Genomic DNA, 19862 nt, shown 5'->3' with positions numbered 1-19862 from the left:
CAGGCTGCATGATGAAAAGATTAAAACTACGTGATCGATTCTAGCTTGATATCACCTCCATTTCTCTTCGGTTTTTAACATAAATATATTCGATTTGCGCAGAACATCGCTCGTCAAGCATTTTCAAATAAAAAAACTACTTAGATTGGTTGCGATCTGGTAGCAATGGGGTAACGGCAATCTCCACTAGGAAGGGGCAATGGTCCGAGGCAATCTCTTCCGGGATGACTGTTGCGGAAATTATGTGAAAAACGTTAGCGGGACGAACAATTACATAATCTATTTGGCTGGTGGGTTTTTCTGCCGGGAATGTGAATAGCGACTTTCCAGCTCCTGAGATTTTCCACACCTGAGAGATGCTTTTCAGCGCTTCGCTCTTGGGGGACGCATTGAAGTCGCCACAGACGATTGCCGGACGTTCTGGCGAGGATAGCTTGTCGAACAATTGGTTCAACGCATCGACCTGTTCTTCCCGAATCGCACGGTCAGCGTGATGAAGATGCGTGGTCGCAAACCACAGCTCGGTTCCTCCGACTTGAAACAACCCTCGCGCCAACAAACGTTGTTCTCGTTCAGGTTCGCCAGGCAACATTTCCTGGGCCCGCTCGATTAGTTCGGACTTCGCCAGAATGGCCTGACCATACTCACCGCCGTCGTAGTCGATTTGCTGAAAGAAGTAGCCGTTCATCTCGGTCAGGCGAGCGAGTTCGGCCGTTTGATCGACGTTGCCGCTGCGCTGGGTGTTTCGATCGACTTCCTGTAACGCCACGAAATCGGGATTCGCTTCTCGAATCACCTTCGCCAGCCGAGGCAAATCGATCTTCCCGTCGGTTCCTTCGCCATGATGAATGTTGTAGGTCAGCACACGAATCGAGCGTTCGCGCGGCTGGTCAGCAGCAAGAAACACCGAGTTAAGTGCTACAAGCGAAAGCGAAAAGAGCAACTTGTAAATCACGGCGGTCCTATCAGGGGGCAAGTGGACGTTACGGCAAAACTTCATCAAATTCGATCTAGTGGATACTAATCCCCACTTTTAAACTGGGTAAACTTAAATCGCTCAAGTAGCCATAACGGCCAGGAAAACATTGACGTGACGAGCGAATCGTTCTAAAACGTGTAGATATAAAGATTTGAAATCCTGCCAGATCGCCTACCTGCGATCGAAATTGTTCCTACCTTAACCCAAGGATTACTCCAGGCCCCTGGATGAATCCTCCTGCCTGCCATCCTTTAAGCAACCGTTGCCTAGCAATCGGTATCGCTTGAAGCGTTGTTCCAGGTGGCAACATTAACCGACCCACCCTTTCGCAACCTGCGAAGCCACCATGGGGGTCGGGCATTTTGCCCGGCAAAAAACATGCACCGCGCTTCCTTCGTTTTTCCAAGTCCTCAATGGATTTCATCGCACCTATTGGCTTGGTGCTTGATCTTCATCGGCATCGTCCCTGCGGCGATTGCTCAAGAAACGGCAAACGCTACCGATGCGCCTCTGGCAGCGGAGCCAGCCACGAGCGAGGCCGAAGAAGAGAAGTCTTCCGCCACCTCGACTTCGACGCCGCAAAACGACCGCTTACGTTTTTCGTTTGCCGGGGCATCGTGGCGCGATGTCTTTGAATGGATCGCTGAGGCTGGCGATCTTTCGCTGTATGTCGACGAAGTGCCGACCGGCAGCTTCAGCTATTCCGATAGCGACTACTTCACCGTCAATCAGGCCATTACGCGGCTGAACCTGTTTTTGCTGCCGCGTGGATTCACCTTGGTTCGTCGTGGGCAACTCCTATCGGTAATCAACCTGGGCGACCCACGCGGGCTCCAGCAGCTCGACGCCATGTCGACCGTGGTGACTCTCGATCAGCTCTCCCAGATCGACGATCACGAAGTGGTCAAATGCTTCGTCCCGCTCGGCGAACTGGTTCCCACGGAAGTGATCAACGAATTGCAACCGTTGTCGCTGATCACCACGCCCGTGGTGCTGCCGAAATCGAACCAATTAATCATTACCGATAGCGCGAAAAACCTGCGTAGTGCTCTGCAAGTGATCGAAACGATGCAGCAGCCCGAGGAAGACGACGCCGTGGTCAAGCGGTTCGACTTGAAACATGTCGACGCAGACACGGTTTTGATGGTCGCTGGCACCCACCTGGGAATTCCGACCGGTGAAACCAACGGGCTCGATATCACCATCACGACCGATGTGTCGGGCAAGCGAATGTTCGCGGTTGGTTCTGTCGAGAAGCTAAACCGGCTCGAATCGCTGCTGAAAGTGGTGGACGTCCCCGACGAAGCCGCCGTCGCCGAGAAAGCGAAAACACTGATCGCTCACCGGATCACCGGCGATAACCTGCAAATTGTTTACGATGTCTTGCAAACGGTCCTAGCCGATAAGTCGCTGCGGTTGACGATGCAGCCTGAAAGCAACTCGATTGTCGCCCTGGCCGACGCCGACGTGCATCAACTGATTCGCGAAACGATTGAAGAGCTACAAGCCCCTTCGGTCGAGTTCGCGGTGGTCGAACTAAAATCGGTCGATCCTTACTTCGCGGTTTCGCTTATCGGAGAAATGTTCGAGTTGCCCACGACGGAAGATCTTCGTCGCAAAGGGAAAGAAGAGGAACCGCGCGTTAAGCCGCCAAAGGTCGATGCCGATCCGGGCGAACGCCGCCTGTTTGTACGAGGCACCGGCGAACAGATCAAGCAAATCGAAGCGTTGATTGCTCAGCTCGATGCGCGGGGCCAATCCAAAAGCAATAGTGACCTGCGTTTCGTGCCGCTGACCGGCCCCACGCGTGAAAACGTGTTGCAAACCGCGAAACAGAATTGGCAAGGGGATAACTGCCTGCAGATCTTGCCTCCTGCCGAAGCCAACCCCACAACCGTCATCGAACGAACGGTATTCCCTGAAGGGGAGCAAAATACAGACAGCGAGCCCACCGTTTCCCCCACGACCGATCAGCTCGAGCCTGCCGATCAAGCCCCTTCGCTGAAGAATCAGGATGACTTTGTGGCGACTTCAGCCCCCTACGGCGATGCGATCAGCAGCACGACGACCACCGAAAAGGCAATGGCTCCGATCCGCAGCCAGGTTGTCCCTAACGGAATTTTGCTGCAATCGGAAGATACCGAGGCCCTCGATCGCTTCGAGGAACACCTCCGCAGCATCACCACGCAAGATAAGAAAACCATCTCGCCGACGATTGTTTACTACTTGAAGTACGTCACCGCCGAAGAAGCGGTCAAGATGCTGGCCGACCTTCTCGATGGCGGGAACGCCCTGGCCGAACCTGCTTCCGAAACGTTGATCAACGGCAGCAGCAACTACACCAGTTCCAGCGGGTTCTTTGGCAGCTTTCTTTTCGAACGTGACGGCGTGACGACCGTTACGGCGGGGACAGCCACCGTGGTTTCCGATGCCCGGCTCAATCGCTTGATTGTGCAAGGGACCAAGGAAGACATTGCGATGATCGAAGACTACATGAAAATCATCGACAAAGACTCCAGCATCACTGCCATCGAAACCTCAGGCCGTTCGCACATCATCGAGCTTAAGCATGCCCGAGCCACCGAAGTGGCCGAGGTCATTCGCGAAGCATTTCCGACCCGCATCGACACCACCAACCAGCGTGCCGCCCAGCGAGCCGCCGAGCCCCCACGGCCAGACGACCGCCGAGGTTCTGGCAATGGTCGCAGTGTCGACGACAACCCGACTCGCGGCAGCGAACCGAAGATGGCCGTTGCCGTGCATGAGTCGAGTAACTCGCTGGTCATTACCGCCCCTGATTCGCTGTTTAGCGAAGTTCAAAAGCTTGTTGACACGGTCGATCGACGCAGCGAACGTTCGGTCCAGGTTATCTCCGCTTCTGGGGCGATCAATAAAGAGACGATCACGCAGATCTTGGCCGAACAATTCGGCGGGCAGTCCAATTCGTCTTCGTCACGCGATCGCCGCGATCCTCGTTCCTATTCGCGAGGTCGTTAAATGCAACGCCTGACCACCACACGCCACCCGCAAACATGGGCCTGCCTCTTGGCTGGCGCCGCTTGGCTGCTGCTGTTGCCCAGCTTGGCTCATGCCCAAGGGGAATGGATTCGTCGCTTCGACGACGACCGCAACGGCTATGTCGAACCGGATGAAATTTCGGAACGTGGTCGCCGATACCTGGAAGAGATTGCGGTTCCCTACGGAATTAGTCTCTCACGCCCGAATTCGGTGGAAAAGCTAGAACAAGCGGCCCGCTTGCATGCCCAGCGACGAAATGGAAGTTCGTCGGCAACGGCTCGCACTTCTTCTGGCGACGAACCGACCATGAAAGGGTTTGGTATCGACCCCGACCAAAAGCTGATTCCTGCGTTCGGAATTGGCGAAGTGAAGTACGACTACATCCAGGCCGATGTCGACGAGGCCGAAGCGACCATGCGTCGGTGGGACCGAGATCGTGATGGCAAGCTTAATGCCGGAGAAATCGAACAGGCTAAATGGGACGGGGAAGATCCCAAAACATCCGACTTAAACAATGACCGAGAGCTAAGCATTGGCGAACTGACCCAACGTTATGCCCGCCGCCGCACGATCGCCCAGCGTGCCGTGATGAGTTTAGGTTCGATCGGCGATGCCGGATCGCGTGCCATCGACCAACGCAACGATTGGCGGGCCCTGAGCGGGGCAGGGGCGTCCAGCAACGGCGACCGAGGCAGCGACTCGCTGGCCAAAAGCATCGTCGAACGTTACGACTTCAATCGCAACGATCAGCTCGAACCGCAAGAAATGACGGCGGTCGGTATTTCGGTGGCCAAGGTCGACTACAACCGCGATGGAGCGGTCGATGCCCAAGAGCTCTCGCAGTACCTATTCAATACCATGGAACGTTCTGCCAACGCTCGCCAGGAAGCCATTCCAACTTGGTTCTTCGAGCGCGATAGTGACGGCGACCAGCAAGTTCTCATGTCGGAGTTTACTGACCAGTGGGATGAAACAGCGCTCAGCCAGTTTGCTTCGTACGACCACAACCAAGACGGGATCATCACCATCGAAGAGGTGCTGGCCTTAGATACCGTTGCCGGCGGGGCCTACGCAAACAATCAAGCCGAAGTCTTGTTGCCTCGTTCGACGATCGTCTCGGAAATCGAAGTCGGCGAAGATTACTTGATCGGCGATTTAAACGTCCAGCTATCGATCACGCACACGTATACCGAGCAGTTGGATGGCTATTTAATTGGCCCCAACGGGCAGCGCATTGAACTGTTCACAGGCGTGGGGGGAAGTGACGATCACTTCGACAAAACCATCTTCGACGACGACACCGGCGAGCGAATCACCCGCTCTCGAGCCCCTTTTCGTGGAACCTATCAGCCCGAGGCCCTTGAAAAACGTCAGCCCGGTTTGAACTACTTCCGTGGAAAGAACCTCAAGGGAACGTGGCAGTTGATGATTCGGGCCAGTCGAAGCGAACGTTCCGGCGTGCTGCATGGTTGGTCGCTGATCGTCAAACCCAGCCAAGAAGCAATCGACGATCCCAATGCTGCCCAAGAGCAACTTAAAGAGGCAGACGCTGCCGCAGCAGCCAACGCCCAGCAGCAACCTCCAGCGGACGCTCGCAACGACCAGCAACGGTCGGAAGAACGTCCTGCTCGCGATGGCTCTCCTCCTCGCGACTTCCGTCGTCGCTTCGGGGCACGCCCGTAAACTCTACGTACGCCACCTTTTTCAACAAGCACGCCACGAAACCGTGGAGTGCTGCGTTCGATTGGGTGTGCCGTTCGCGGTAAGTTTTTCGGAACAGCACGCCCGTCTAAGAAAATTCCACCTCATGTGTTCAATTTTTGTCGCATAGGCAACTTCAGATTGTTATCTTTGAGCTTTCGATTATTCCCCCCTCTAGCAAAGGGTTCTCCTCGTGAGCTCCTCTGACTTACTCCCAAAGATTCACACCCCACCCGATTTTGCTAAGGCGTCCGCGTCGTATCGTCGCCGCGTTTGGTTGGCACTGCTCGGTTTATTGACGTTTCTGGTGTTGTACGTCGGGATGGCGAGTTGGTTTACCTACACCACCTACCGCATGGTCTTAGGAGTAATCGCTGGCGGGCCTGGGGCAGTTCCGGCGTTCTTTACCGCGATTCCGTTTGCTTTTCTGGCGATCTTCCTGTGGAAGGCGTTGTTGTTCGTTCGTCACGGCGACGAAGACCCCGGTCGCGAGATCACGCCTGCCGATCAGCCAGAGTTGTTCGAGTTTCTTTATCAGCTGGCCGATCGAGTCGGCGCCCCCCGACCTCATCGCGTGTTTCTTTGCCCTGGCGTGAACGCGAGTGTGTTTTACGATCTATCGATTTTAAACCTCATCATTCCCTCGAAAAAGAATCTGACGATCGGCTTAGGCTTGGTGAACTCCTTGAACCGCACTGAGCTGACGGCGGTCTTGGCGCACGAGTTTGGTCACTTTGCGCAGCGCTCGATGGCCGTTGGTAGCTGGGTTTATGTGGGGGAACAAATCGCGGCGGCGATCATTGCCAAACGCGATTTTCTCGACCGAACGCTCGATTTCATTTCACGAATCGACCTGCGTCTGGCTTGGATTGGCTGGATCATGCGTTTGGTGGTGTGGTCGATTCGAGCCGTGATGGAGGCCGTCTTTCGCTGGGTGGTCCTGGCCCACCGAGCGCTCTCGCGCGAGATGGAATTCCAGGCCGATCTCGTCGCGGTTTCGGTCACCGGGAGCGATGCCCTGATCCATGCCCTTTATCGCCTGCAAGCGGCGGACGACGATTGGGGTAGAAGTTGCCAATTCGCGGCCACGCAAATCCAGAAAGGCCGCGCCGTCGAAGACTTATTCGCCGTGCAAACCCGTATTGGGGAACACCTGCGTCGAATTCTCGACGACCCTGCTCACCAAGGGTTGCCTTTGAATTACGAAACGCTAGGGGCGCAATCGCGCGTCTTCAGCGAGAAACTGGCCCAGCCGCCACAGATGTGGTCGACCCATCCCCCCAATACCGAACGGGAAGCCAACACCAAACGCACCTATCTTTCGGTCGATATCGATGAAGAATCGGCCTGGTCGTACTTTCGTGATCCGGCAGAGCTCCAAAAATCGGTCACGAAGTTCTTGATCGATAAGGTCGAGCTGAAAGAAGAGCCCACGTTGCTACCTACTGAGGAAGCCCTTCAGCTAGTCGATCAAGAGTTCTCGCGAGAGTCGTTTGCCCAAAACTACCGTGGCGCTTACTTGGGCCGTTCGGTTACGCTGGCCGTGGCGGAAGCCAACCAACTTTACGGCGATCACCCCACCGGCGAGGAAATCAAGCACGCATTAACCGAACTTTACCCAGAGCATCTGCAAGGCAAGCTGGCCGAGCTGCGCAGCTTGGAAGAAGAGATCAACTTGCTGGAAGGGGTTCAGCAGGGGCACTACGACGCGACCGGCAACGTGGTTCGTTATCGGGGTAATGTCGTTCGTCGGCAAAAATTGCCGCAGCTAATCACCGAGGTCAAACAGGAACGGGACCACTGTTTGGCCGAGATCGAACGACACGACGCGCATTGTCGTTCGGTACACGAAGCCGCTGCCCACGCGGTTGGAAACGGCTGGCCGCAATATCTGCGCAGCTTGACGATGCTGCTTCATTACGCCGACCATAGTCACGCCGACCTGGAAGATGCCCATGGTTTTCTGGCGAATGTCACCATGATGGCCACCGCCGCTGGGCAAGTCAGCGCGAAGAATCTCCGCAAGATCATCAACGCGGCCAACGAAGTTCAGGTGATTGCGGCGAAACTGGACTCCCAAGCCAGCACGGTTCGCTTACCGGCCCCGATTTTGGAACGTCTGGAAATCGAAGATTGGCGTGCCGCCTTTGAAAAATTCGATCTTCCTTCGGCCGACGAGCAGAACATTGGCAAATGGATGGAAGTCGTCGATAGCTGGATTTTGCCAATACAGTACCGTTTCGACGAACTGCGCGATGCCGTCTTGGAAGAACTGCTGCGAGCCGAACGCAAAGTAGCGAGCATCTACCTGGGAAAGCAGGAAACCGAGGTTGCCCCTGACTCGGCGACTGCTCCTCCACAGTATGAAACGCTTGTCCGGGGAACCCAGCGCGAGCGGCAGACGAAGCTCGATTGGTGGAGCCAGTTTATGCTGGCCAGCGGCACCGGTCCCAGCATTCTTCGTTTCATGGTCGCGGCCTCGTTGGTGGTCACGGTCATTGCCTTGGGAATTTTCGTCGGCACTGCAGACGTGACAATCTACAACGGTTTGAACACGCCGGTCGCAATCCAGATGAACAACCGCGAGCTGACCCTTGTCCCTCGGCAACATCATCGCCTAACCGTGGGAACATTCCAGACGCTTCACTTCACGACGAAAACGACCGATGGACGCGAGATCGAATCAATAAGCGAACGCCCCAGTGCAGCCTTCGGGCACTATGTTTACAACGTCGCTGGGGCTGCGCCGCTGATCGAGTGGGACGAAGTTTACGGCAACGCCACCCCCAAGCCGGCACGAATCGTCGGGGCTCCGCGTTGGGTCGAAACTTCAGCCCAGCATGTTTTCGAGAATCCTCCTAACCAGGTCAAAACGAAAAGCGAAGGGGCAACGCGGTCGGTGCTTAGCAATCCGCTGGAAGACTCCCCCTTCGAGATGCTCGCGGTCCTGGGCGAAAACGGTCCTCAGCGAGAGCAAGTCATAAGGGCTCATGCGCGGTTCGACTCGCCCGAGAGCCCATCCCTTTTCTTTTGGCTTTCCCAAGCCGAAACGCTGCCCGACTTTTCCGATATCCTGACGCAACGCCTCGCTGCCCATCCTAACGATGTCGCTGTGCTGCGGCTGCTGTACGATAAGGCGGAACCTGCCGAGCAGGTCAAGATAAAACAGCAGCAATTGAAACAAGCGGCCGAGCATCCTCAAGATCCCAACTGGCAGTACATCGCCGCCCGTTTAATGCCCCACGGGCCCGAGCAAGACGAACGATTTATCGCTCTGCTCGATCAATGGCCAGACAACCCTTGGCTAAACAATGCCGTAGCGTACATTTTCGCTCGACAAGGAAACTGGCAAAAGGCACTCAGCTATTACCAGGCTTGCCTTCAGAAACCTTGTGCCCTGCAAAGTGAGGCGGCTGTCGTAATGGCCCGCCTACGCCGCGCGGATGCGAACGGAGCCGAGGTGCAATATAACGACCTGACGTTCCATTCGAACAACCTGAAAATGATTCTCGAAATGGAGTCCGGCAACCGGTTCCAAGGCACTCCGATGTCGATGTTTCAGTTCCTCAGTAAGGGACAGCTCGAACAGGCCTATCAAGTAGGCGGCGGTGAAAATATGGAGCCGTTCATGCTTGATCTGTTCGCCGCCTCTAGCGGGGCGCCGCAGGCGGCCCAAGATAAAGCCCTGGCCCGGCCAGTCGCCGAAATTGAAGAAGGAAGAACGCTTCCTTACCTGGCTGCCCTGGCGGCGCGGAACGGCAAAGACCCAGAACCCTACCTGCAGCGGCTACAAGATTTGGCCGCGAAACCAGGCGAAAGCGACAACCTCGCCGACGTAATTCGCCAAGCGATCGCCGCAGGCAAGCCCAGCGACGACCTTGCCGAGCGGCTGCAAACACTCGATCCCATCGAACGTGGCATGGCCTTAGCCGCGATAGCAATGTTGTATCCCGACCAACTCGCCGAAAAGTGGAAGCAGCAAGCACGGGGGCTGTTGTTCGTGATGGAACGGCCTTACATCAAGTGATCGTTTCGTGTTACGCCAAGATCGGCTGAATCACTTCGCCATGCACGTCGGTCAGGCGAAAGTCGCGGCCTTGAAAACGGAACGTGAACTTTTCGTGATCGATGCCCAGCAAATGGAAGATCGTCGCTTGCAGGTCATGCACGTGAACTTTATCGACCACCGCGTTATGGCCGAATTCGTCCGATTCGCCATACGAGACGCCAGGCTTGATTCCCCCGCCAGCCATCCACAAGGTGAACGCGTACGGGTGATGGTCGCGTCCCCAGGTTTTCGTTTCGCTGATCGCGCCTTGCAAAAACGGTGTCCGACCAAACTCGCCCCCCCAAATCACCAGGGTATCGTCCAGTAGCCCGCGCTGTTCCAGGTCTTTCACCAGGGCGGCGCTGGGGGCGTCGGTGTCGGTACACTGAATCTTAAGCTGGGTGTTCAAGTTGCGGTGCTGGTCCCAACCGGCGTGCATCACTTGCACAAAGCGAACGCCCCGTTCAGCCAGGCGGCGGGCCATCAAGCAGTTGTAAGCATACGATCCCTTACGCTGCACGTCGGGGCCGTACATATCCAAGATGTGTTGCGGCTCTTGTGTGAAATCGGTTAGCTCTGGAACGGAAGCCTGCATCTTGTAGGCCATCTCGTACTGGGCCACCCGCGTGGCAATTTCGGGATCGCCCGTCTTCTCTTGCTCCATGGCATTCAGCCGAGAAAGGTCGTCCAGCAACCCTCGCCGCATCTCGCGGCTGATGCCGTTGGGGTTGGAAAGGTATAGCACCGGATCGCCAGAACCGCGGAACTTGACCCCTTGATACTTGCTCGGCAGAAATCCGCTGCCCCAATAGAAGTCGTAGAAAATCTGCCCGCACGAGGCTTCTTTGTCGCGGCTGGTCATCACCACGTACGAAGGCAACTCTTCTGTTTCGGCCCCCAAGCCGTACGTCAGCCAGGCTCCCATGCTGGGGCGGCCTGCCATCTCGGCCCCGGTCAGAAAAAAGGTAATCGCCGGGGCATGATTCACCTGCGTGGTGTGCATCGACTTTACAAAGCACAACTTGTCGACAATTCCCGCCGTGTGCGGTAAAAAGTCCTCGGCAATCCAAGCTCCAGATTTTCCCCGCTGGGCGAATTGCGTGATCGGAGCCAAGCAGGGACGCGCCGTCTGCCCCCCGGTCATGGTGCTGAAACGTGCCCCGCCCACGACTTCATCCGGAATTTGCACGCCGTGCATTTCCTGCAATTTCGGCTTGTAGTCGAACAAATCGGTGTGGGAAGGGGCCCCGTTTTGAAACAGGTAGATCACCCGCTTCGCCTTCGGAGCAAAGTGAGGCAAGACCGGCAAGCCTAACGAAGTCGCGCCGGTAGCTGCTGAGGCCTGGCCGCCACCCAGCAGCGAACCGAGCGCTAAGCTTCCCAGACCTACGCCGCATCGTCCTAACAACTGGCGGCGGGTCATTTGACGGGCATATTCGGCTTGTAGAGCAGATGCAGTTGGTCGTGTCATGGTCGACTCAGGGCCTCGTCCAGGTTCATCAAGGTATTACACAGCGCGGTCATCGTCGCCAACTTGACGAGATCAAGCGATTCGTCCCGGGGCGCTTCGCCAATGGAAAGCAACTGCTGGGCGTCTTCTTGGTGTGCGGCAAAGTCGGTTTGAAGCCGCTGGTACCGTTCTAACAAGATCGACAGCTCACGCTCGTCCGCTTCGCGTGAAGTGAGCGTGACAAAAACCTGTCGCAGTTGCTCGGCAGGCTCGTCGGCAGCGTGCATCACCTTGGTCGCCAAACCACGGGCCGCTTCGATGTAGGTGATATCGTTAAGGGTGGTTAACGCATGCAAGGGCGTGTTCGTGATGGCCGTTTTCACGCTGCAAGTCTGCCGATTGGCGACGTCAAAAAACATTGTCGGGCCGACAATTCTGCGCCAGAAAACATACAAACTGCGGCGGTAAAGGGCTTCGCCGTTGTCGCGTTGGTACTTTTTCTTCCCGAAGGTCGCTTCCGCCCAAATGCCGTCGGGCTGGTACGGTTTGACCGACGGGCCTCCCATTTTCAGTGAAGCCAAACCACCGACGAATAACGCCTGATCGCGTAGCATCCAGGAAGGAAGCCGATGCCGCGTCTGGCGGGCCAGCCACCGATTCGCCGGGTCGGCCTCGCGCAGCGCATCGCTGGCCTGCGACGACTGCCGATAGGTCGCACTGGTCACAATCAAGCGGTGCATTTGCTTCACATCCCAGCCACTTTCCACAAACTCGACCGCGAGCCAGTCGAGCAGTTCGGGATGGGTGGGCAGTTTTCCCTGGGTGCCAAAGTCTTCCGGTGTTTCGACAATGCCATGCCCGAAGAACAACTGCCAATAGCGATTCACGGTAACCCGCGCGGTCAATGGATTCTCGGGGGAGACCAGCCACTTGGCCAAGGTCAGGCGATCGCGCGGGGCATCTGCCGGTAACGCAGGCAAAACACCAGGAACGCCCGCAGAGACCACCTCGCCCACGGGTTTGTTGTACAAGCCTTTTTCTAAAATGTGCGTCTCGCGCGGCTTGTCGAGCGTGTCCATGACCATCACCTTTAAGCTGCTTAGCGAGTCACGCAGCTTCTTCGCTTGCGACTCAAGCTTCGCAATCTTCCCTGCGACGATGGCGTACGGTTCTTCCGTGGTGGCTGCCTGGGGGTAATGCTTGGCGCGGAACTCGTGACGGAGTCGCGTTTTCTCAGACGGCGATTGCTGCTCGGGACGCTTCATCAAGGCGTTTTGAACATCCGTAGGAAGGACCACGTCGTTTTCGCCCGTACCCACCGCAAGTCGCATGCGCGCCAACGTGTGGGCGACGTGGTGCGACTCGCATCGCAGGACAAAACGGATTTCGGTGCCTCCTTCGAAACCAAACGGCTGATCGAGAAAGAAGAGGGCCGTATTGCTGTCTTTGCGATTGAAGCCTTCCATCGCCCAGCCACCTCCACCGCCGTTCACGCCATCGAACGCCTGTTCGACACCGAGCCCCGATTGGGCATGCTCGGCGGTCGCTTTCACGATTTTTACCTGTTGGAATTCCGCCGTGGGATTCGCTTCTGGCCGAATAAAGACTTCAAACTCACTGAGCACGGCGTTGCCGTTATCGGCGCGGCCGGTGCTGCCGGTCGGAGAGGAAACCTGATCGGGTAACACTTCCAGGCGAATCGCTTGATTGTTTAATCGCTGTGTTCGAGCAACGATCGTGTAAACGTCTTGCGCGGGTCGGGCTCCTTCCGCCCGGAGCGAACCATCTTCGAGCGTCGTCAACTTGGAAGGGCCACTTGTGTGGAATTCGACAATTGCCGGAAAGTCCCACGCGCGTTCGGTACGGGCTTGTTGTTCCCAAGCGGCCTGAGCGGCATCGGCTGCCTGATCTTCTTTTAGCAACACGCTCCGTAACGTGGCGAGTTCCTGAGAATAGGTGTCCAGTTTCTGTTGATTTTCTGGCGAAATATAGGCAACAAAGGGGGCGACTGCGCCTCCCTGAATACTCCCCGATTCCGAGGTTTGATTGAAGAAATCGTACAGCGCGTAATATTCGGTATGCGAGATCGGGTCGAACTTGTGGGTGTGGCAGCGACAACACGTATAGGTCAGCCCCAACCAGACGGTGGCGGTTGTTTCGGTGCGGTCGAAGACGTTCTCGACACGGGTTTCTTCCGGAATACGTCCACCTTCGCCGTTGTGCATGTGGTTACGGTTGAAGCCAGAGGCAATCATCTGGGCGTGCGTGGCGGCGGGAATTTGATCGCCAGCAAGCTGCTCGATGGTGAATTGATCGAACGGCATGTTGTTGTTCAACGCGTTGATTACCCAGTCACGCCAAGGCCACATGGTCCGTTCAGGGTCCCCCTGATAGCCATTGGTGTCGGCGTAACGAGCCGCATCGAGCCACGGCCAGGCCATGCGTTCTCCGTAGTGGGGAGATGCCAGCAGCCGATCGACTAACTGTTCGTAAGCAGTGGGGCTTTCATCTGCCAGAAACTGGTCGACTTCGGCTGGGGTAGGGGGGAGCCCGGTCAGGTCCAACGTGACGCGGCGGATCAATGTCCGCTTGTCGGCTTCCGCCGCCGGGGTGAGATTTTGTTGTTCGATCTGGGCCAACACAAACCGGTCGATCGGGTTGCGAACCCAGTCGGCTTGTTTCACGGGCGGAAGTTCAGGCCGCGTGGGAGGAACAAACGACCAGTGCCGCTGGAAGTCGGCTCCTTGGTCGATCCAGCGGCGGAGCAAATCGACTTCGTCGGCAGTCAGCGGCGGCTTGTGGGAAGAAGCCGGTGGCATCTGTAGCGACGCTTCCGTCGTGGCGACACGCTGAATCAGTTCACTCTCGGCCGAGTTGCCTGGCACAATCGGCAAGCTCCCTGAATCGGCCTCGGCGATCGCGCTTTCCCGCTGGTCGAGCCGAAACCCGGCCTCCCTGTGATCGTCGTCCGGGCCATGACAATGAAAGCAGCGGTCCGAAAGAATAGGCCGAATCTGGCGATTGAAATCGATGGGCTCGTCTGCTTGGCAAACGGCAGAAAAATACGCCATCCAAGGCAGCAGCAATAGCACAGCACGACGCCGCATGGTTTGCTCGGGGAAGGGGAGGGAGGAATTAGGTAGGCAAATGAAGAGTTGGCCAAGTCTGGCTTCTGTTATTCTAACCAATTCAAGCCAGATTTAGCCAATAAGTTAGCATTTTCCGTTGGATTTCAGCGGAGAAAACTCAAGCCAGCCGGTCGGGCTGGGGCAAACTGGGGCGGCACGACTATTAGGACAAAAAATGATGGCCAAGAACTGTTCGTTTCGGCCAGTTCTCATAAGCTAACAACCCATTGATGGGCCGTAAAAGCCGCTTAAATCCGTATTCTTAGCCACAAATCGATTTGGCACGCATTGTGCTTTATGGGAATCAACAGACACCGGGACCCCTTAAGCAGAGATGAATTTGCAGGGCCCCAAACCATTTGTCGGAGCCCCACTCTGACCCTGATATTTAGGAGCAATTTCCATGAAGAAGACACTGATTGCCATCATGTTGCTGTTCGCTATGGCTTCGACCGCTTCCCTGGCCCAGGCATCGACGTTTCATTTTGGTCGCTTGGCCTTCTTGAAACATCAATCCCCATCGTATTACCACCATCACCATTCCTCGCGGTGATACCGTTCGCTCCACTTCCCAACCTCGACGGCTCAAGAGTCCGGCTAGCCGCTAGCCTGGCTCTTGAGCCTCGGCGGTGTGTTCCAGCGAGATCTTGAGCGTTCGCAGTTTGGTTCTTAAAGTCGTGCGGCTAATACCGAGTCGCCGGGCAGCCGTTGTCAGGTTGCATTCTGTTTCTTGCAACACTTCGACGATAGCTTCGCGTTCGGCGCGGTTTACGACCTCGGCCAAAATGTTGTAAGAGTCGGCCTGTAAAAGTTTGCGAGCTAAGCGAGCATTCCCGTCACTTTCCTGCGGGGCGTGTTCGAGTACTTCTTCGCTCTGGTCGTCCTCGTTGCCTGGTGCCTCGCGAATGGAAGCGGGGAGAAACGCCGGAACCAATACAGGGCCGGTCGCTTCTAGCAGCGCGTGCTGAATCGCACTTTGCAACTCGCGCACATTGCCGGGCCAAGAATAACGGGACAACACCTCCATCGTCTCGGGCGCAACTGCCGTCATCGGTCGATCGAGCTGGGTGCCGTATTTCTTCAGAAAGTGATCGACCAGCAGCGGGATATCTTCAATCCGCTCGCGCAGCGGAGGCAGGTGAATCGTGTAGACGTTTAATCGATAGTAAAGGTCGCTCCGAAAACTTCCCTCGCGGATCGCCTCTTGCAGGTCGCGATTGGTCGCCGCGATGATGCGAGCATTGGTGCGGATGGTTTCATCGCCACCGACCCGCTCAAACGTTTGATCTTGCAGCACACGCAAGATCTTCGTCTGCATCAGAGGCGTCATGTCGCCGATTTCGTCGAGAAAGAGCGTGCCGTTGCTGGCCAGCTCGAACTTACCAATCTTGCGATGATCGGCCCCGGTGAACGCTCCCTTTTCGTGCCCGAACAGTTCGCTTTCGAGCAGTTGCTCAGGAATTGCGGCGCAGTTGATTGCCAGGAAACGTTGCTGCGAACGTTTGCTGTAATGGTAAATGGCCCGCGCTACGACTTCTTTGCCGGTACCACTTTCTCCCAAAATTAGGGCCGTCACATTTTGTCGAGCGACACGCCCAATCGAGCGATAAACCTCTTGCATGGCATCGCATTGGCCCACCAGCAAGTCGGTATCCATCTCGATCGGACCATCGCTGGCCAGCCGCGCCGGGGTACGCATCATGCGGCTGGTCTCGGCAGCCGAGTCAATCAGCACCGCCAATTGGTCGACATCGAGGGGCTTTAAAATGTAGTCGTATGCTCCGGAACGCATCGCCTCAATCGCGGTTGCGGCGGTGCCGTGCCCGGTCATCAAGATGATGGGGGTCCGACTATCGGCGGCGTTCAGCTTCTCGAATAAATCGAGCCCCGACATATCTGGCAAGCGGACATCCAATAGCACGACATCGGGCCGTTCATCAGGGAAGAGCGCGAGCGCCTCTTGGGCGGTTTTGGCGACGATAATCTGGTAGTCCGGCTGGGTAAATCCGAACAGAAAACAATCAAGGATAAGTTGTTCGTCGTCGACGACCAGAAGCTTGATCATGAAAGGCGGTCTCGTTGGCAAAGAAAGTGTGAATCGTGGTGCTATTATTGCCAACTTTTGATGAGAAGTCGATCTGTAACATGCCGTCTATTTTTACATCAAGTATCGGTTGGCGGATCATTACTGTTCCGACTGGCTAAGACTTGACCGGAACGTTGGGGGGGTGGGAAAGGTAGCTGCGTCTTAGGAATCTCGGCTTTTTTCCGCTTCGCTTTGTAGAAAATCTCGCAGCGGAGCCCAAACGAGTTCTTGATGGTATTTTGCTTCCAGTTCGCAAGCTTCGTTAATCGAAGCCAAGGCTCCCGGCAAGTCGCCAGCAACGTATTGTCTCGTCGCTCGATACGCCGCGTCTTCTGCCAGATAGGCATCCTTTTCGACTTGCTGGAGCCATGACTCCGCTTCCGCCCAATTCTGCGACTCTTGGCCAGCTGTCGCAGAAACGAGCAAATGCAATTGAACACTTCGCAAATTCGCCAAATTTAAGCGAGCAGGACCGAACTCTGTTTCCCAATCACAGCCTCGCCATCGATTTGCGGCAGCCGCATACAGGTTCGTCAATTGAATCGGAATTTCACAAAGGTATGTCAAAGTAGTTGCTCACCGACATGGTTCGTCCTTGGGGGCTTCTTGATTCCAGCCAAGTGTTATGCACCCCGTGTGCCAGTTCACGCCGTTTTCGGGGAAACCGCGAACAATTCCCCAAGAGGACGAAGCAAGCTACAATTCGAGCGATTAAAGAAGTCCGCGCCGGCAGCCTTCGAAATGGCAGGCAGATCGAATGAAGCTTGCCAGTGGGCCACCTCAATAATCTCTGCCGTCTCCACCTCAAAGTCGGCCAGAAACTATCTCTTAGACGACGCAGCGAGTAGACCAGCATGAATGTCTTTAACTCGACAACTTGGCTTAATGTGGCCATGTTTGTCGCCCTCGGAGTGGTGCTCTTCATGGGGGCGACCACCTACATCAATACCATCGAAGTCGAACGTGCCGCTGATTTCATCGTCGACGCCTATGCCATCCGCGAGGCAACCCGCGACGTGGTGAAGTCGGCCAACGAGATGGAAACTGGCCAACGCGGATTCTTATTGACCGGTGACGAAACCTTTCTCGAACCGTACCACGCCGCCGAAGATCGTGCCGATGCCGAAATCGAACACCTGAGGTACCTGGTAGAAGATCTTCCCGAGCAGCGAACCCGAGTTGAAAAGCTGCATACCCTGCTCGCCGATCTTGAAACGGAATTGAAAGGGGCAATCGAACTCAACCGCAAAAACGCTTCGCTGGAAAAGTCGCATCAGCATGAAAAAGAAATCATGGACGATATCCGTGAAGAAGTTCGTGCCGTTCTCGATTTCGAGGCGGCAGCAATCACCTGGCGGGAAAGGGAATCTCGGGCGCGGTTGGTGAACTCACAGAGTTTCCTTCTGCTGGGCAACGGCGTGGCTGTGGTGCTGCTGCTGACTAGTATGTTGGTTGCCAGGTCGCATCGTTTAAGCCGCGATCGAGCAGAAACGCAATTGCGAATCGATCAAGCGGAACTGGCCAGCGTGATCGATTCGGCCCGCGACGGCATCATTGCCGTCAATCATGACTTGACGATTCGCTTGATCAATCCTTCCGCCGCGAAAAGCATGGGGACCACTTCCGAGGAAGCGCAAGGACGCTCGTTTCTCGACTGGGTGCCTCCCAATCAAAGAGCGATTGTGGCAACCGGCATGCAAGAGTTCCTAAATCACAACGATTCCGCCCAGGCCGTCCAAGGGGGAAGTTGTGTTCGCAGCGATGGGACCGAGTTCCCCTATCAAGGGACCTTGGCCAAATCCTCGGCAGGGGGCGACAACTTCATGACGCTCATCTTCCGCGATCTCAGCGAGACCCGCGCGCGCGAAGAGAAAATCCGTGAGCAGCGCGAGATCCTTAATCAGGTTCGCGATACGATCATCGTGTGCGACATGCAAGATGTCATCACTTTCTGGAGCGCTGGGGCGGAGACTTCGTACGGGATTCCGCAAGAAGACGCGATCGGGCGAAAGTTCGACGAGGTGATGACCATTCGCCACGCCGAAGAGAACGATGTCTGGAAGATTGGACGTCAGGAACTTTTAGAGCGAGGTGTCTTCACCACCCAAATCGCCGAACGCAACCGCCAAGGGCAACAAGTCCAAGTCGAACATCGCCGCTCGCTCATTCGGGACGAAGGTGGTGCGCCCTTCGCCCAGTTGATTATCCAGTTCGACGTCACCGATCGCGTAGCCGAAGAAGAACGCCTGCGCCGCAGCCAACGCTTGCAAAGCATCGGGACCTTGGCCGGAGGCATTGCCCACGATTTAAACAACGTGCTGACCCCCATTATGATGTCGGCACGGCTGATTAAGCGGAGCAAAGATAATGTGGATCGCCTGGCCGAAACAATCGACGCCGCAGCCCAGCGCGGCAGTCAGATGATTCAAAAGCTGTTGGCATTTGCTGGCGGTCAGCACCCAGAACGCAAGCAGGTCAGCATTCACGATATCATTCAAGAAGCGGCAGGCATCTTAGAGCATACCTTGCCGAAATCGATTGAAGTTCAAGTCGCTTTAAACGACGACCTGGCCCTGGTAAGTGGCGATGCCACCGAACTTTCGCAGGTGCTGATGAACCTGGCGATTAACTCGCGCGATGCCATGCCCGATGGTGGGCGTTTAACGTTGGCTGCCGATAATTTTCCCGTTCGCAGCGAAACGATCTCTGGCGATCAAAGCCTTTCTCCGGGAGACTACGTCCGCGTGATGGTTACGGACACCGGCAGTGGGATTCCGCCGGTGATTCTCGATCGTATCTTCGACCCGTTTTTCACCACCAAAGAACAAGGCCGAGGAACAGGGCTTGGCTTGGCAACCACGTTGGGAATTGTCCGCAGCCACGGAGGAGACATTCAAGTCTTCAGCCGGGAAGGGGAGGGAACTACATTTCAGATCTTCCTGCCGGTCGCCGTCTCGCCGACCATTCCTGTCGAGATACCGACCGATGTGGACGTGCCGGAAGGGCATGGCGAATCGATCTTGATGGTCGACGACGAAGCGCTAATGTTGCAAACGGCGGAGATCATCCTGACCAACGCAAACTACGTGGTGACAACCGCCCCAAGCGGAACCGACGCGATCGAGCTTTGCCGCGCTGCCCAGCAGCCATTCGACTTGGTGGTGGTCGACATGATGATGCCTGGTATCAATGGACAAGAAACGGCCAAAGGGATTCGGGCGATCTTCCCTAAAATTCCCGTGATCGCCAGCAGTGGTCTGTGGCGACCAGAAAACGTCCCCCGCGAGGAACTGGAAATGGACCAGTTTCTCCCCAAACCGTATACCGACGAGCAACTACTACGCATCGTCCGAGAAACACTCGACCGAATTAAGCCCATCTAGCGGCGGCAAATCGGTGGCGATCCAGGCCCGGAATGTAAACTGGGATGGTCGTTCTTAATAAGAACGACT

The 19862-nt window shown here is 56.1% G+C and carries 10 protein-coding genes; 5 read left to right on the top strand and 5 right to left on the bottom strand.

Going from position 1 to position 19862, the window contains the following annotated elements; all coding sequences use genetic code 11:
• Positions 1-136: 136 nt before the first annotated feature.
• Entirely contained in the window at positions 137-1000 is an 864-nt protein-coding gene (locus tag DTL42_RS01735; protein ID WP_114366980.1) for an endonuclease/exonuclease/phosphatase family protein, read from the bottom strand.
• Positions 1001-1357: 357 nt separating this feature from the next.
• On the opposite strand from DTL42_RS01735, the gene DTL42_RS01730 reads away from it, so the two are divergent.
• The 3 genes from DTL42_RS01730 to DTL42_RS01720 all read left to right on the top strand — a co-directional run bounded on the left by DTL42_RS01730 (position 1358) and on the right by DTL42_RS01720 (position 9725).
• Positions 1358-3976: a secretin N-terminal domain-containing protein gene (locus DTL42_RS01730; RefSeq protein WP_114366979.1), complete on the top strand. Its 2619-nt coding sequence runs from the start codon at positions 1358-1360 to the stop codon at positions 3974-3976.
• Positions 3977-5680, top strand: coding sequence for a proprotein convertase P-domain-containing protein (locus DTL42_RS01725; RefSeq protein WP_114366978.1), 1704 nt, complete (start codon positions 3977-3979; stop codon positions 5678-5680).
• Positions 5681-5891: 211 nt separating this feature from the next.
• Positions 5892-9725, top strand: coding sequence for a M48 family metalloprotease (locus DTL42_RS01720; protein WP_114366977.1), 3834 nt, complete (start codon positions 5892-5894; stop codon positions 9723-9725).
• A 10-nt stretch (positions 9726-9735) separates the two neighbouring features.
• Here DTL42_RS01720 and DTL42_RS01715 read toward each other — a convergent pair whose 3' ends face one another.
• The gene (locus tag DTL42_RS01715; protein WP_234824031.1) at positions 9736-11217 is read right to left on the bottom strand and encodes a DUF1501 domain-containing protein; all 1482 of its coding nucleotides are present in this window, start codon (positions 11215-11217) and stop codon (positions 9736-9738) included.
• Complete coding sequence (locus DTL42_RS01710; RefSeq protein WP_114366976.1) at positions 11214-14303, bottom strand: PSD1 and planctomycete cytochrome C domain-containing protein; 3090 nt, start codon at positions 14301-14303, stop codon at positions 11214-11216. The genes DTL42_RS01715 and DTL42_RS01710 overlap by 4 nt, the downstream gene beginning before the upstream one ends.
• A 424-nt stretch (positions 14304-14727) precedes the next feature.
• Here DTL42_RS01710 and DTL42_RS26140 point away from each other — a divergent pair, with 424 nt between their 5' ends.
• Positions 14728-14877, top strand: a complete 150-nt coding sequence (locus DTL42_RS26140) for a hypothetical protein (protein ID WP_158545188.1) — start codon at positions 14728-14730, stop codon at positions 14875-14877.
• Between the two features lie 51 nt (positions 14878-14928).
• Here the strand turns inward: DTL42_RS26140 and DTL42_RS01705 are convergent, their stop codons facing one another.
• Both DTL42_RS01705 and DTL42_RS01700 read right to left on the bottom strand, forming a co-directional pair.
• Entirely contained in the window at positions 14929-16389 is a 1461-nt protein-coding gene (locus tag DTL42_RS01705; RefSeq protein ID WP_114366975.1) for a sigma-54-dependent transcriptional regulator, read from the bottom strand.
• Between the two features lie 183 nt (positions 16390-16572).
• The gene (locus tag DTL42_RS01700) at positions 16573-16977 is read right to left on the bottom strand and encodes a hypothetical protein (RefSeq protein WP_114366974.1); all 405 of its coding nucleotides are present in this window, start codon (positions 16975-16977) and stop codon (positions 16573-16575) included.
• Between the two features lie 287 nt (positions 16978-17264).
• Between DTL42_RS01700 and DTL42_RS01695 the strand changes: the two genes are divergently transcribed.
• The gene (locus DTL42_RS01695; RefSeq protein ID WP_114366973.1) at positions 17265-19793 is read left to right on the top strand and encodes a PAS domain S-box protein; all 2529 of its coding nucleotides are present in this window, start codon (positions 17265-17267) and stop codon (positions 19791-19793) included.
• Positions 19794-19862: the final 69 nt, after the last annotated feature.

The organism is Bremerella cremea (genome assembly GCF_003335505.1).
Classification (GTDB): domain Bacteria; phylum Planctomycetota; class Planctomycetia; order Pirellulales; family Pirellulaceae; genus Bremerella; species Bremerella cremea_A.
This window is presented reverse-complemented; position numbering and strand designations above follow the sequence as displayed.

Excerpts from the sequence above, each read along its gene's own strand:
- DTL42_RS01715 (WP_234824031.1), bottom strand. The coding sequence starts at position 11,217 with ATGACACGACCAACTGCATCTGCTCTACAAGCCGAATATGCCCGTCAA.
- DTL42_RS26140 (WP_158545188.1), top strand. The coding sequence starts at position 14,728 with ATGAAGAAGACACTGATTGCCATCATGTTGCTGTTCGCTATGGCTTCG.
- DTL42_RS01730 (WP_114366979.1), top strand. The coding sequence starts at position 1,358 with ATGCACCGCGCTTCCTTCGTTTTTCCAAGTCCTCAATGGATTTCATCG.
- DTL42_RS01695 (WP_114366973.1), top strand. The coding sequence starts at position 17,265 with ATGAATGTCTTTAACTCGACAACTTGGCTTAATGTGGCCATGTTTGTC.
- DTL42_RS01735 (WP_114366980.1), bottom strand. The coding sequence starts at position 1,000 with ATGAAGTTTTGCCGTAACGTCCACTTGCCCCCTGATAGGACCGCCGTG.
- DTL42_RS01705 (WP_114366975.1), bottom strand. The coding sequence starts at position 16,389 with ATGATCAAGCTTCTGGTCGTCGACGACGAACAACTTATCCTTGATTGT.
- DTL42_RS01725 (WP_114366978.1), top strand. The coding sequence starts at position 3,977 with ATGCAACGCCTGACCACCACACGCCACCCGCAAACATGGGCCTGCCTC.
- DTL42_RS01710 (WP_114366976.1), bottom strand. The coding sequence starts at position 14,303 with ATGCGGCGTCGTGCTGTGCTATTGCTGCTGCCTTGGATGGCGTATTTT.